The sequence below is a fragment of the Paenibacillus sp. FSL R7-0210 genome (genome assembly GCF_038009085.1).
Classification (GTDB): Bacteria; Bacillota; Bacilli; order Paenibacillales; family Paenibacillaceae; genus Paenibacillus_AQ; species Paenibacillus_AQ silagei.
In genome coordinates this window covers 6,664,226-6,678,201 of record NZ_JBBPAR010000001.1, presented here as the reverse complement: position 1 = coordinate 6,678,201, position 13,976 = coordinate 6,664,226, and the positions used below count along the sequence as shown (strand labels likewise).

The 13,976-nt window shown below is 53.7% G+C and carries 11 protein-coding genes; 2 read left to right on the top strand and 9 right to left on the bottom strand.

Features of this window, described 5'->3' with window-relative positions:
• Positions 1 to 5: 5 nt before the first annotated feature.
• From MKY64_RS28400 to MKY64_RS28360, 9 genes are all read right to left on the bottom strand, one after another.
• Positions 6 to 1,094 (bottom strand): HAMP domain-containing sensor histidine kinase, encoded by a 1,089-nt coding sequence (locus MKY64_RS28400; RefSeq protein ID WP_036722888.1) that lies wholly within the window; start codon positions 1,092 to 1,094, stop codon positions 6 to 8.
• Positions 1,087 to 1,785 (bottom strand): response regulator transcription factor, encoded by a 699-nt coding sequence (locus tag MKY64_RS28395; protein ID WP_340957149.1) that lies wholly within the window; start codon positions 1,783 to 1,785, stop codon positions 1,087 to 1,089. The genes MKY64_RS28400 and MKY64_RS28395 overlap by 8 nt, the downstream gene beginning before the upstream one ends.
• Before the next feature lie 24 nt (positions 1,786 to 1,809).
• On the bottom strand, positions 1,810 to 3,135 hold the full coding sequence (locus MKY64_RS28390; protein WP_340957147.1) for an ABC transporter substrate-binding protein: 1,326 nt from the start codon (positions 3,133 to 3,135) through the stop codon (positions 1,810 to 1,812).
• 48 nt (positions 3,136 to 3,183) lie between these two features.
• Positions 3,184 to 4,344, bottom strand: a complete 1,161-nt coding sequence (locus MKY64_RS28385; protein ID WP_340957144.1) for an efflux RND transporter periplasmic adaptor subunit — start codon at positions 4,342 to 4,344, stop codon at positions 3,184 to 3,186.
• A 46-nt stretch (positions 4,345 to 4,390) separates the two neighbouring features.
• Complete coding sequence (locus MKY64_RS28380) at positions 4,391 to 5,221, bottom strand: carbohydrate ABC transporter permease (RefSeq protein ID WP_155991258.1); 831 nt, start codon at positions 5,219 to 5,221, stop codon at positions 4,391 to 4,393.
• Between the two features lie 59 nt (positions 5,222 to 5,280).
• Entirely contained in the window at positions 5,281 to 6,147 is an 867-nt protein-coding gene (locus MKY64_RS28375; protein WP_340957142.1) for a carbohydrate ABC transporter permease, read from the bottom strand.
• 185 nt (positions 6,148 to 6,332) lie between these two features.
• Positions 6,333 to 7,283 (bottom strand): hypothetical protein, encoded by a 951-nt coding sequence (locus tag MKY64_RS28370; protein WP_340957139.1) that lies wholly within the window; start codon positions 7,281 to 7,283, stop codon positions 6,333 to 6,335.
• Positions 7,280 to 7,837 carry an RNA polymerase sigma factor gene (locus tag MKY64_RS28365; protein ID WP_340957137.1) on the bottom strand — a complete coding sequence of 186 codons (558 nt, stop codon included), beginning with the start codon at positions 7,835 to 7,837 and terminating at the stop codon, positions 7,280 to 7,282. The genes MKY64_RS28370 and MKY64_RS28365 overlap by 4 nt, the downstream gene beginning before the upstream one ends.
• Before the next feature lie 151 nt (positions 7,838 to 7,988).
• Positions 7,989 to 11,531 (bottom strand): family 16 glycoside hydrolase, encoded by a 3,543-nt coding sequence (locus tag MKY64_RS28360; RefSeq protein ID WP_340957135.1) that lies wholly within the window; start codon positions 11,529 to 11,531, stop codon positions 7,989 to 7,991.
• A 552-nt stretch (positions 11,532 to 12,083) separates the two neighbouring features.
• On the opposite strand from MKY64_RS28360, the gene MKY64_RS28355 reads away from it, so the two are divergent.
• Both MKY64_RS28355 and MKY64_RS28350 read left to right on the top strand, forming a co-directional pair.
• Complete coding sequence (locus tag MKY64_RS28355; protein ID WP_340957133.1) at positions 12,084 to 12,989, top strand: alpha/beta hydrolase; 906 nt, start codon at positions 12,084 to 12,086, stop codon at positions 12,987 to 12,989.
• Between the two features lie 94 nt (positions 12,990 to 13,083).
• On the top strand, positions 13,084 to 13,845 hold the full coding sequence (locus MKY64_RS28350; protein ID WP_340957131.1) for a class I SAM-dependent methyltransferase: 762 nt from the start codon (positions 13,084 to 13,086) through the stop codon (positions 13,843 to 13,845).
• Positions 13,846 to 13,976 lie beyond the last annotated feature (131 nt).

Genomic DNA, 13,976 nt, shown 5'->3' with positions numbered 1-13,976 from the left:
TTCGCTTAAGCTTGCGGCAGCCGGACCTCGAACCTCGTCCGCAGCTCATTGCTCTCTACAGATAGGCTCCCGTCATGCTGCTCTACAATATTGCGTGCAATGAACAGTCCCAGGCCGGTCCCGCCCTCCTGATGTGTCCGTGCCCGGTCCCCCGAGTAATACATCTCGAAGATATGCGGCTGCTCCTCCGGCGGAATGGGATTTCCGTAATTGATGATCTCAACCGCTACTGAACCTGAATCAGGGCGGCTGTTAATATCCACATAACCGCCTTCCTGTCCGTAACGGGCGGCATTGGTCAGCAGATTGCCTAAGACCCGTACCAGCAGATCCCCGTCCCCGTAGATCATTAGGCCAGGAGTCACATTCAGCCGGGAGGTCAGGCCATTATGCTCGAATAACGGGTACATCTCCTCGTTCAATTGCCGCAGCAATTCGGTAATATCCAGATATGTCTTCACCACAGGCAGTGTGCCATGGTTCATCCTGGTGATCTCGAACAGCCCGTCAATCAGCTTCTCCAGCCGCTGGGACTTGGTGAAGGCAATCGTCGCATAATGTCTGATCGTCTCCACTGGTAATTGCTCATCCCTCAGAATCAGATCCAAATATCCGAGAACAGACGTCAGCGGTGTACGCAGATCATGCGCCAGATTGACGACTAGCTGGTCCTTGCTGCTCTCGGCGAAATCACCTCTTTGTACGGCCTCCTGCAGCTTGGCTCCGGCCACATTCAGATCCTCTGCGATTGCGCTGAACTCATCCCTGGAGGCAATCCGCACCTGATTCTGGAAATCTCCGCCCGCCAGATGATGAATCCCCTTGGAAATCTCGTTAAGGTAGCGGATGTACGGCTTGGTGAACATGAAGAATAAGATCAGCATGATTGGAATGAACAGCATCAGAGACACATTGAAGTCTCCGATCCTGTAGATGAACCGGCGGATTTCCGCCTCCGGGTCCTCCCACTTCACCCCGGCGTAATAGAGCTGAAGCAGCTTGAAGATCCCGTAGGTGATCCCGGCGGAGAGCAGCATGCTTACGCCCAGTAACTGAACCAGTCTGGTTCTGAAGCCCCGGCTTCTCTTAGGCATTGAACGTGTACCCGACACCCCAGATGGTCTTGATGAACCGTTCCTTGTTCTGATCCTCCCCCAGCTTCCTGCGCAGGGTGCGGATATGTACCATCACTGTATTCCCGCTCTCATAGTACGCCTCGCCCCACACCTGCTGAAATATGCTCTCTGCACTGAACACCTGCTTCGGGTGGCTCGCCAGCAGATGGAGGATGTCGAATTCCTTCGGCGTAAGGTCAATCTCTTCTCCATACAGTGTAACGGTGTGCTGGTCAGGGGAGATGATCAGCCCGCCCAGCTCCAGAACCGAAGTCAGATGGGCACCCTGAGGCTGGCTGAACTGCAGGGAGCGCCGTAGCTGGGAATTGACCCGGGCCAGCAGCTCCATCGGATTGAAGGGCTTGATCATATAATCGTCCGCGCCCATGACAAGACCGGTAATCTTATCGAAGTCAGAGGTCTTGGCACTGAGGAAAATAATCGGCAGATTATGCTTCACCCGCACCTGGCGGGTGACCTCGTATCCGTCCAGCTTCGGCATCATAATATCCAGGATGGCCAGATCAATGGATTGGGACTGAATAGCCTGCACGGCCGCTTGGCCGTCGAATACCTGAATGCAGTGATACCCTTCCTTCTCCAGGTGCAGGGCAATCAGGCCGGCAATCTCTTTCTCGTCCTCTGCGATCAGAATAGTAACTCGCTTCATACCGGAACCCTCCTAGGCCTGAATCTATTCGTTCAGGTAGGTAGTCGCCTTGTTCTGAATCAGCTTCGCCACTTCCTCCGCGGTCTTCTGTCCGCTGAAGAAGCCTCCCGCCTCTTCTCCGACAATCGAAAGAATTTTGACATCCAGCATGGCGAAGTTATCCGCAGTATTCATCATCTCTCTGAATACCTTGAATTGCTCGTCAGGCACACTTGCAGACTTGCCGTCTGGAAGCTTATACGTCCCGCCCTTCACTTCCTGCTGAAGCTCGCCAAGCTGCTTGTCGTTTACCGACTTCAGCAGGGAGAAGCCTTCTTCACGCTGCAGGTTCTGCACTTCCTCTGACAGCAGGAATTCCATGAACTTCCAAGCCTGTTCTGCCACCGGCGATTTGGCCTGGATCGAGAAGGTGGAGACCGGAATAATCCGCATGGTGCCGGAATTTCCGCTATGCGGCTTATCCAGCAGCTGCGGATTGGTGAAGTAAGCATACGGAACATTGACGAAATCAGCCGGGGTTTGCAGAACGGCCGAATAGAACAATTGATTATCGGCTTCCCCCGAGCCGGCGCTCATCACTCCATCGTCATACATCTCTTTAATCTGCCGCATCATAAATATGAAGGCAGGGGAATCGAATTTGGCTTTGCGCGCCGCAGCGTCTACGAACTGGTTATAGCCGTCCACGACCATCTCCTGAAGCAGCATCTCCGGCGGATACTCCTGGAGCGCGAAGCGGTGCCCGGACCCTGCCTTCTGCCCGGCTTCAATCATCGGTTTGGCAATCCCGCTGAATTGCTGCCAGGTCCAGCTCTTATCGTCCACATTCGCATTCTTAAGCGCATCCCCGTCTCCAATGAAAGCTCTCAGATTGTACCCGGAAGGGATGAGATAGGTGCCCCCGTTCAGCTTCAGGGCGTTCAGCACATTAAGCTCCAGATTCTCCTGCTTCAGCGTTTGTGACTGCTTCAGGTAATCGTCCATATTCAGGAACAGCTGCTTGTTTACGTAATCACTGACCGGCAGAGTGCTGGTCTCGTAAATATCGGCGCCTTTGCCCGAGAGCAGTGCCGTTCCGGTGCTTTTGATGTATTTCTCATAATCCTGCGCTTTCTCACCGATCGCCTTGTAAGCCTGCAGCTGCAAGTCAATATCAGGGTAGGCCTGTTCAAACTTCTTCTCCAGCGCACGGTAGAATTCACTGTCCTGCCTAACCGATAACGTCAGAACGGTCTTGCCGTCTGTGCTTGGAGCTTCCGCGCTGCTCCCCGAGCTGCATGCGGTCATCATCGTTGTAAAAGCAAGCCCCATCCCCAACCAGCCCATCTTCTTCTTCATCTTCATTCTCATCTAAATACCTCCTATTAATTATTCGTAGAAAATGCCTTACTCCTATGGCTACTGCAGACGTACACGGTTCCCGTCCTGCAGGGGCTCGCTGCTCTCCAGAATAATCAGCTCATCCTCATACAGGTTGTCCGTCTGGATGATGCTGTCTATGCCATTGGTTGTACTGGAGCGGATCGTAACCTCGCGGGCGATAAAGGTATTGCCCAGCGCCCCCCTCTGCTCCTCGATCTTATAGATATAGCTTCGCTCACCCAATTGGTGGATAACCTTATTGGATACGAGGAGTCCCTCCTCCCGGGAAGGCTTCTTCAGCTTAATCTGAACCTGCTCACCCCCCTTAAGCGACTCTTCATTCAGCACAATGAAGACATTCTTCTGCGCAATTTGCTCCACCCTGCCGTCCTCCTCAGCGGATGCGCTGTCGGTACGCGCCTGAGCGTCCTTGATCTCTGCAACCTTACCCTGCAAGGAACGGGCCTGCTGGCCCTGTGCCGGATGAACCTGCACCTCAAGCTGCTCCCCCAAGGTAACCCCGAGGCTGGATAACAGCTCCGCGTCCGCCGTGAAGCCGAACTGATACCCCTTGCTGCTGCTCGACAGGACCAGATCCGCTTCCCCCGAGGACAACATTCCTGCAATGGCATTCACCCGGGTGACCACCCCGTCGAAGGGTGCCGTAAGCTGCTGCTGCGCCGTTAACCGCTCTCTCAATCCGGCAATTTTCCGCGCCTGGGTGACCTGATCGACCTTGCCCGCTTCAATCTCGCGCCGGGCCTTGCGAATCTGAAGCTCATCGCCTTCCGCGTACGTCTGAATGAATTGATCCTGCAGCGTCTGCTGCGCGATCTTTTGCTTATCGAGCACCGCGACTTCATCCTTCAGCTCCGCTTCGGCGGCCTGGCTGTCATAGCGGATCAGTGTTTGCCCCTTCGTGACCCGGTCCCCCTCCTTCACAAGAACCTGCCGGACCTTCCAGCCGCTGGCATTCAGGAGCTTCGCTTCACTCACGGGCGTAAGCTTTCCGCTGCCCTCCAGCGTGAATTCGAGGCTCTTGGTCTGCGGCTTGACCGTGGTCACCTTGGGCAAGGTCAACGACTGCAGCGTATTGCTGAAGAAGGTGAAGAAGAGTAACACGCCCAAGAGCAGAAGGAAGGCTGTTCTGATGTTTTTTTTGCGCCTGCGGTCTGCAGGCACTCCTGTAGTCTCCATATTCCGTCTATCTCCTCCTGCCATTGAAATCCCTCACACACGAACATCAGCCCTTAATTCCTGACAGTTGAATCCCTTCGATGAAGTACGTCTCCGCATACAGAAACAGCAGAACCATCGGTGCCATGTAGATCATAGATGCGGCGAACGCCAGGCCCTTCTCGCTGCTGACATTCGATAAGTAGACGGATAAGGGCTGTCTGAGCGGGTCGTCCAGGAAAATAAGCGGCTGTTCCACCATATTCCAATAATCGACGAATAACAGAATCGTCAGAGCGGCCAGGCCCGGCTGGACCATCGGAACAATAATCGTATAGAAAATCCGTAAGTGTCCGGCCCCATCCATCTTAGCCGCTTCAATATAGGCATACGGGATATCCAGCATGAACTGCCTGAGCATGAATACTCCGAAGGCGGCAAAAATTCCGGGCAAGATAATGGCCCCCGGGCTATTTAATAACCCCAGCCGGTCAGCCATAATATAATTGGGCACCAGCGTGACCTGAAACGGCATCAGCATCGTCAGAACATAGACCAGGAACAGGAATTCCCGGCCCCGGAATCTCAGCTTGGAGAACGCATAGGCCGCGAGCGCGGCGATCACCGTCTGTCCGGCAATGATCGGCACCACCAGGAATACTGAATTCCAGAACATCGACAGGTACATCGGGCTGTCCATCAGCACCTTGCCATACTGCTCCAGGGAGACCTGATCCGGCAGCCATTTCAGATTGGCGAACGGATCGCTCCTGCCTTGAATGACAGGATTCATCTGTCCGATGGGGCCGTAATTGATCCCGATTTCGCGGCTGCTCATGAACGAATTGATGAGGGTCACCCCGATCGGGAACAGCATCAGGAGGGCAACCGCCCCCATCAGGACGGTTAACGTCAGCTTTTGTATGACTTTACCAACTGCCAAGACCTCTTTCACCTCTATTCCATATACCGCCGGTAGCGGCGTTCCATAGCGAACAATCCCAGCACGATGATCAGAATGCCGCCGACCATCAGGGTGGATGCAGCCGTCATCTTCTGGAGGTCGAGCGACAGGAACATGTTGTTCATATAATGCTGAAGCATATAGATACTGTCATGCGGGTAAGCTCCGGCAATCAGATACGTCTCCCGGAAGACCTTGAAGGAATTAATGACCGACATAATGACGACAAAAAACATCGTAGAGGTTAAATAGACCAGCGTAATGCTCCGGAACTGCCTTAGACGGCCGGCCCCCTCAATCTGGGCGGTCTCGTAATAATCCTTCGGAATCTGCTGCAAGCCGGCCAGGAACAGGATCACGTTATACCCGATGTTTTTCCAGACATACATCAGCATGATTACATTCCGCGCAGCCTCCGTCTTCATCCAGTCCACCCGCGTCCGGCCGAAGCCGCTCAGCCAGGCATTAAGCACCCCGTTCCAGTCGAACAGGATCTGCCAGACCAAGATAATCGAGGCTACAGGCACGACCAGCGGGAGTACGTACGCAGTTCTCAGCCATTTCTGAAAATACAATTTCCTGTGCAGCAACAGCGCTAGTCCCAGCGACAGCACAATCAGCAGGGGAACACTCACCATACTGAAGTAGAAGGTATTAGAGGCCGCCTTCCGGAAGGATTCGCCCGCAATGACCTCCCGGTAATTATCCAGTCCCACATAGTGGCCCCCCACCGTGCGGTCCATGAAGGAGTAGAACAAGCCCATGCCGAACGGAATCAGATAAAACAGGGCAAATCCCGCCGCACTGGGCGCCAGAAATAACCATGCAATTGTTGAATCTTTACGGGCCCAATTCTTCAAGTCGCTCCCTCCCTGTAATCAAGAATAGGCACAACTGTTTAAGAAGAAGTCGGGTAAAGATTAAAAGTTTCTTAAATTCTCAGCGCAGCAGCACATTCGGCCTGATTGCCCTCCCGCCAGCAGCAAAAAAAGCCGCAAACGGATGCTTCATCCATTCGCAGCTATATTCGTGTAGCGCAAACTCACTACTTCACCGGCTGTACCTCCATGACCTTATCCTTGAACCGATACGTTACGGCAACATTCTCTATGATCTCCGTGTCCCGGTAGGCCAGGGAGCCCTCGAATGCTAACATCTCGTTATCCTGCCACACAAGATGGTTCGCATAACTGTAATTCTCATGATCCGCGCGGGCCCAGAGCTCCAGCTTCTGCTGCGCACCATACTTGATTCTGGCCGATTCAACCAGCTCCGGGCTAATGGTTCCCTTCTCCACATCCAGGATTTGCACAAATTCACTCTTGTTAGAGCTGGTGACCACCGCAAGGAGCTTCCGGTCCGGGGACGGGAGAAGCTCCTTAATGTACATCGAAGGGGCAGCGAAGCTGAAATACGGTTCCAGCACATCGTCCTTAATCCGCCACAGCACATTCTGGGTGCCATAATCCGAGTAATTGTTGAATAAGGCGAATATGATGCTCCCGTCAGCCATTTTGTAGAGATATGGACTCTGGTAGCTTTTCGACAGAATATCTGTGGCAAAAGCAGCCGACTCCGCGATCTTCGCGGAATCACTGGTCAGGAAGGGCTGCAGCTTCTGCAGCGCCAGCTCACGCGCCTGCGGATCATTGAAGCTCTCCACCAGCCGGTTCACCGCAATATATACCTTGTCATCGTTGCCGCTGGCTAACGCCTGCAGGAATTTGTCGGCCTCATACTTCACGGGAGGGGCCAGCTCCATGTCCTCTGCTGTCAGGTAACGGATGTAAGGCTCTGCTGCTTTATTCTTCGTGTATTCCGTGGCGAGCAGCGCCGTAGCCGTAGAACTGTAGACGATCAGGCACGCGACCAGTGCGATCCACCTTTTGGAGAACCGGCTTCTTCTGACTCTTCCCTTTGCTCCACTGTGTTCAGCCGCTTCAATCAGCGCATCGTCGATCTGCCCGATCTCCCGGTATAGCTCTTCCCGTCTCATAGACGCACTCCCCCCTGCTCCAGATGTACTCTAAGCTTCTGTCTGACCCGGAATAAACGGGACTTCACCTGGCTGCTGCTCAGCTTGAACCGCCCGGCCAGCGCCTCCACCGAATCCGAATACCAATACCGCCTTATAAAAAGCTGCCGCGCCTCCTCCTCCAGCCCATACAGGAATTCATTGATCAACCGCGCGGTTTCACCGGCGGCATACTCGGTCTCCACCGTCTCTGCTGCGGGAAGGCAGTCCTCCAGCTCCTCCAGAATCACCTCAAGCTGGCGGCTCCGCTTCTTGGCCGTATTATACCCATACTTATCGAGCGCGATATTGCGGGTGATCCGCCCCAGGAATACCGGCAGCCTTCTCGGCTGGTTAGGCGGTATAGCGTTCCATGCAGCGAGGTATGTATCGTTCTCACACTCTTCGGTATCGGAAGGGTTCGCGACAATATTCCTGGCGATTGCCCGGCAATATGCCCCGTATTTGCTCCGGGTCTCGGCAATGGCCTGCTGTGAGCGCTGCAAGTATAGCTGAATGATTCCCTGATCTTCCATCTGCTAGTTTCTCCTTTGGCATCCTCTTATCTATATAGTAGAGAATTCCGGGTAACGGTTGCACTTATACGCTAATTATTTTTAGCACAAAAAAAATCCTGGCACATAAGCATCACTGCTTACACACCAGGATGGGGATATAAATCTCTTGTTAACCGAGGACCGGCGGGTCCTGCTCAGTGGTGCTGTCACCCTCCGCATCTGCCGGTTTCGGGATGACCTTAATGTCCACAATCAGGGAATCCGTCAGCTCCGTATCGGCCCAGGCGGTGCCGTCCCATACCTGCTTGCGGTAGATGACGGTTATCTTGTAATCACCTACAGCAGTTGGAACATAGGCAGCCTGATAGACCTCATCCGTTACGGTGAAGACGCCTGCCATACCATCCTCTGTGGAGCTCCAGGCTTCCGGATAATAACGCTCATCTCCGGGGGCAACAGGTGCCAGGCTCTGGTTATGGCCTTCAGCCGTCAGAGTAAGTGTCTCTCCTGCAAGCGGGCTGCCCGGGCTAAGGCTGAGCCGATTGCCTTCAGGCGTAACCGCTTCATACACATCTTGGGTTACCGTCTTAAGCGCATTGGCCGTCACCTTGTGTATCCCTGTAACGCGGGCATTATCGAACACCGCATTCTGGGAGGTTGTTCGGAAGCCGATCTTCCCTGCGGTTAATTCCGTTTGCGGGTTCGTCCATTCGAGCTTCAACTGGCCGTCCACAAAGCCTAGAATTCTATTCCCTTTGATGACCGCCTTCAGGGTATACCACTGGCCCGCAGCCGCATCGGCGAAAAGGGTGCTGGACACGGGGGTCAGCGTTCCGTTTACTGCCTTGAACAGCTCAAGCTTCTTGTCGTTGACATTGATCCGGTACATGTAATAGTTATTAGCGTCCTGCACCCGGAAAAGAATGCCGGCATTGGCGTTCGCGATGGGAACCTTCACCTTGGCTTCCATAGCAATATCTTGCCATGAATCCCCGGCTGTAATGAGCCCTGTAGAATTCCCCCTCGTCTGGATCAGGGCTTTGGTGCTGCCGTCTGTAGTTACACTCCAGGTTCCGCTGGCAGCCGTCCAGCCTGCCGTATCGCCATCCTCAAAGTTATCCGTGAACCGGACAGAATTAGGATTGGCATCAATCGGAGTCTCGTCCACATCGGTAACCTGAATCGTGAAGCTTTTCTCCAAAGACAAGCCGTTCGCATCTATGCTCTTCACCCGGATGCTGTAGCTGCTCTTCGCTTCATAATCCGGCGTAGTGCGGAGAATCAGCCTGTCTCCCTGCGGGGCAATGGAGAAGCTGCTGTTATCGGCGTCGCCTTGCCCGGAAACCAACGCGTAAGTAAAGGTCTGGCCCGCATCCGGATGGGCTGTAGTGAAGGTACCCACTAGACCGCCTGGAGTAGTCAGCTCCGGCACCTGGGTAGCGCTGAGAGTGATATCCGTGGGCGGATTGTGAATGGCGGTCACCTTGGCATCGTCATACCAGACCCCGGCTGAGGTGGTGCGGAAGCCGATTCCGCCCGAGGTTAATTCATTGACTGGGTTGGTCCATGTGGTCTTCAGCACTCCATCCACATACCCTTTAATGGTATTGCCTTGAACCGTCGCCTTAAGGGTATACCATTGGTTTTTGACAGGCACAAACGAAGTGTTCGCGACCTGTGTCAACGTTCCGGCCACAGCCTTGTAGAGCTGCAGCTGGCTTGTGCTGGCATCGATCCGGTACATATAGAAGTTGTTCTGATCCTGTACCCGGAAGACAATGCCTGCATTCTCGCTTCCATTAATGAGAGGCAGTCTGGCTCTGGCTTCATACGTGTAATCCGTCCAGGCTGCACCGGCCTTGGCGGTGATCAGCGCCGTCGTGGTCTGGCTGGTGGACAGCACCCGGTTCCCCGTCCGATCGGTTACCGCCCAACTGGCTGCACCTGAAGCTACGGTCCAATCCGGGAGCAGCCCGGAGGTGAAGTGATCGCTGAACCAGGCCTGATCCGTATTCGCGAAGACGACTCCGCTTACATTCTCGTTCTTGATGCTCACCTTCAGGTCACTGAGATTCTTCGCCAGCGTTCCTTTGACCACCACATTTTCAAAAGTCACCCCGTTCACCATCCCGCCTCTGGTAGGATTACCCTGGATGGGGGAATCTCCTCCCGTCTCGCGGACATTGATGTTCCGGAGAATGACATTGCTTACATCGCCGGATGTGCTGGTGGAGACGCGCAGCCAGTAATTTCCGAACTGGTTGATGCCTACCCGTTCAATATCAATATTCTCGAAGGTCACATCCTGGGCCCAGCCTTCGACCGGGAGCGGATTCTCTGTATAAGCATGATCCACCAGCAGCGCCCGCGCGCTCTGATAGACATACGAATTGCGGATGGTGACGCCAATCTGCGGCGTGCATATGCCCATGCCCAGCTTGAAGGCAGCGCAGCGGGTCCAGGCGAAGCAGTCCTCGAACACCACATTCTCCAGATGCTCGATGGCTCCCGGCCAGTCCTTGGACATTCCTTTTTGCGGCCAGGTCTTGGTGGAGAAGGTATCATCGTCCGAGATGGCAAGGGCATGCTTCACCAGCACGTTCTGGCTCTCATTAATATCGATGGCATCATCCTCAAGCGTAAATAAATCCTGGTATCCCTTATAGTTGGTGATGGTCACGTTATCGGAGCGGACCACCAGGAACGCCCAGAAGCCACCGTCCCGCAGGGTTAACCCGTCAAACTTGAAGTTGCTGGTTGCCATCGGCACCACCAGGTTATTGATGAACCCCTCTCCCTGCTTGTGGGTTGCAGGCGGGTTGGTCATCTTGCGTTTGCGCATTTCTATCCCTTTGCCGTCGATGGTTCCGCGCCCCCGCATGGTGATATTCACGGAATTAGTAGCGGTGCGGATAAAATAGGTTCCATCCGAGATCGAATCCTTACGGAAGTCATTCCGGTAGTCCTCGCCCCGGCCTGTGCCGACGATGACTGCACCCCCGGCCAGGTAGAACGTAACATTGCTTTTCAGGGTCAGGTTGCTGCTCTTATATACGCCCGCCGGAATATACACGATACCGCCTCCGGCCTGATTGGCAGCATCAATCGCCTGCTGGATGGCACCCGAGGTGATCGTTGCGCCCGTCTTGTCAGCGTTGTATGGTGCAGCGGTCACATTGTAGATTCCCGGGCCGGAGGACGCGGGGATGTCTGTCTCCAGCGGATCGGCGGCGATCACGAGTCTTTTGCGGCGCTTGTCCGGGTCCTTCTCATTCGGGTCTTCGTTCGCAGGTGCATTAATATCCACGATCACATAGGTAGAGGCCGACAGGGTGAAGGTCAGCTTGTTGCCGTTGACCGTTCCTGTGATGTTCTTGGCCAGCGGGCTGATCGAATACGAGGTAATCGGCTTGTCTGCCGTCACCTCAAGGGTGACCGTTCCGTCAAAGGAGAACTGGGCGTAGTCATAATCGGGTAAATACTTGACGACAGGGACGTTCTCATTGTTCACCTTCAACGAATAGACAGAAGACGGAGTATAGATAGACGGCATCGGGTAATTCTGGATGGTTGCAGGACCAGCGGCGGCCACCTGCTGAACCGGTTCCGTTCCCGGTTCCGGTTCAGCCGCACCAGCGGTCTGTGGCGGGATGAATCCCGTGAATGCGACGGCAAGCACCAGCAGCAATCTCATTACTTTGCGAGTAAGCATAAATACCTCCTCCAGATCAATTTGGCTCCAGGCAACCGCTTTCAATTGCCGGCAGGATACATAGAGTCATTCCTTACTATAATCCCGGGCCAAAAAGAAAGGAGGGTGGCAAACCCACTCTCCAGGGACACAATTATACTGTTCTGCACCATCTGTTAACCTTAGATGTAATGCATCAGATGAATGCTTCGAAACGCCCCTCTGCATTCACTGTCGCTGTCCGGGGATCCGTCTGGCCGATACCCTTAAGACCGCCCTTCCACTCCATCCGCCAAGGCCGATCCTGAACATTCTGGGCGGCAGCGCTCACATCCGTGACCGCGCTGCTTCCGGCTTTGTGCGCGAGCTGACTACAGGTATAGCCGCCGCATATTCAAAATCTATCAAAAAATCCCAAAATACAATTTACATAATATGCTAAATATGGTATCCTCATAATGGATGCGCTTACATTATGTGCCGGGAAAGGAGGCCTTTGCTTCATAGAGGGACCTAAGAGGACGGATGAATCAGGTTTGACCTAATCTATTTAAACTAAGGAGGATATGTGAAATGAAGAAGATTATGACCCGTATTGCCGCTTTGGCTCTGACGGCAGCGCTGATGCTGCCGGCTATGTCCTATGCCTCACCTGTAGCCGAAGAGCAGGATATGAGCCTCTCTGCGGATGCCACTGCGGCTGTAACCAGCACCATCACTCCCGCTCCGCAAGGCTATGACGGATACCGCAATAATATTCCGCACGGCAACGTACAACAGATTTCTTATTATTCGACTACCGTAGGCAAGTCAAGAAACGCGATGGTGTACACCCCTCCGGGTTATACCCCTTCCAAGACCTACAACGTGCTCTACCTGCTGCACGGCATCGGCGGGGATCAGAACGAATGGCTGAACGGGATGAATCCGCGGAACATTCTGGACAACCTGTACTCCCAGAACAAGCTGGAGCCGATGATTGTCGTATTCCCGAATGGCCGCGCCATGGCGGATGACCGTCCGATCGGCGATATTTATGCACCGGACAAGGTAGCCGCCTTCGAGCGGTTTGAATTTGACCTGATTAATGATCTCATTCCTTATGTAGATTCCCACTTCCCGGTATACAAAAACAAGCAGAACCGCGCCCTCGCCGGCTTATCCATGGGCGGCGGACAGACCCTGAACTTCGGCCTGAAGCATCTGGACAAGTTCTCGTGGATCGGCGCGTTCTCCTCTGCTCCGAATACGAAGCCGGCCTCACAGCTGATCACAAATCCGGCGCAGACGGCCAGCCAGCTGAAGCTGCTCTGGATCTCCTGCGGCGCTTCGGACGGCCTGCTCTATGTCAGCCAGAATTTCCATAACAGCCTGACCAGCATGAATGTTCCGCATCTGTGGTATCTGGATGTAGGCGGACATGAAGGCAAGGTCTGGAGCAGCGGACTGTATCAGTTCTCGCAGCGGATCTTCAAGTAACTCCCGTCATAGCCTGCCCTCCCCCGATCCGTTAAGGTAGGGGGAGGGCAGTTGTGCTTAATAAGGCCCGGCCAACGATAAGGAGGGCAATATGGTGAGTGCGATAACGGATTACTATGATTCCTATGATGAGGAGGGAAGGCTGTCCAGGGATAACGGTCATCAGATCGAATGGATCACAACGATGGCCTACTTCAAGAAGCTGTTTAAGCAGGAATCTTACATTCTTGACGGCTGCGCAGGGACAGGGAATTACTCTTTTCAGCTGGCAGAATTGGGGCATAAGGTTGTAGCCGGAGATCTCGTTCCTCATAATGTAGACATCATCAGAGAGAAGCAGCGCATACGCCCGTTGTTGGCTGATATGTATACAGGAAGCATCACGGATTTATCCCGTTTTGACAGTGAAATTTTTGATGTTGTTTTGAACATGGGAGCCTTTTATCATATCGGCAATGAAGACAGACAGCTGGCCATGACCGAATGCCTTCGTGTGCTGAAACCAGGAGGGCTGCTTGCGGTCTCCTATATTAACAATGCAGCAGTTTCGTTATTAGGCGTAGGCGATAGACTAGGAAATATGGAAGATGTACTTACCTGGCATGCCAACCAGACGAAAGATGGTCTATTCCTACATATGTCTCCCTCTGAAATGGAACACATGGCAGCTGCCTATCACACAGAGATCGTGACCCATATTGGAACAGACGGGGTCGGTTATTTGTTTGCTAAGCAAATCAATGAGGCACAGCAAGAAGATTTTGAACGCTGGCTTCAGTTTCATCTGCAGACCTGTGAGGATAAGAGTCTGCTTGGGTATAGTTTGCATGCACTGGCCATTCTGCGCAAAGGATAAAAAACGTACCCGCCCAGCTGTCGATTTACGCTACCATTCACGACGCACATGGGCACATCCGATCAACTTCCAGTGCCGGCAGATTGTATTCGGTTTTTCGATTACAATTGGTCCGTGCGCCCACGCAACGC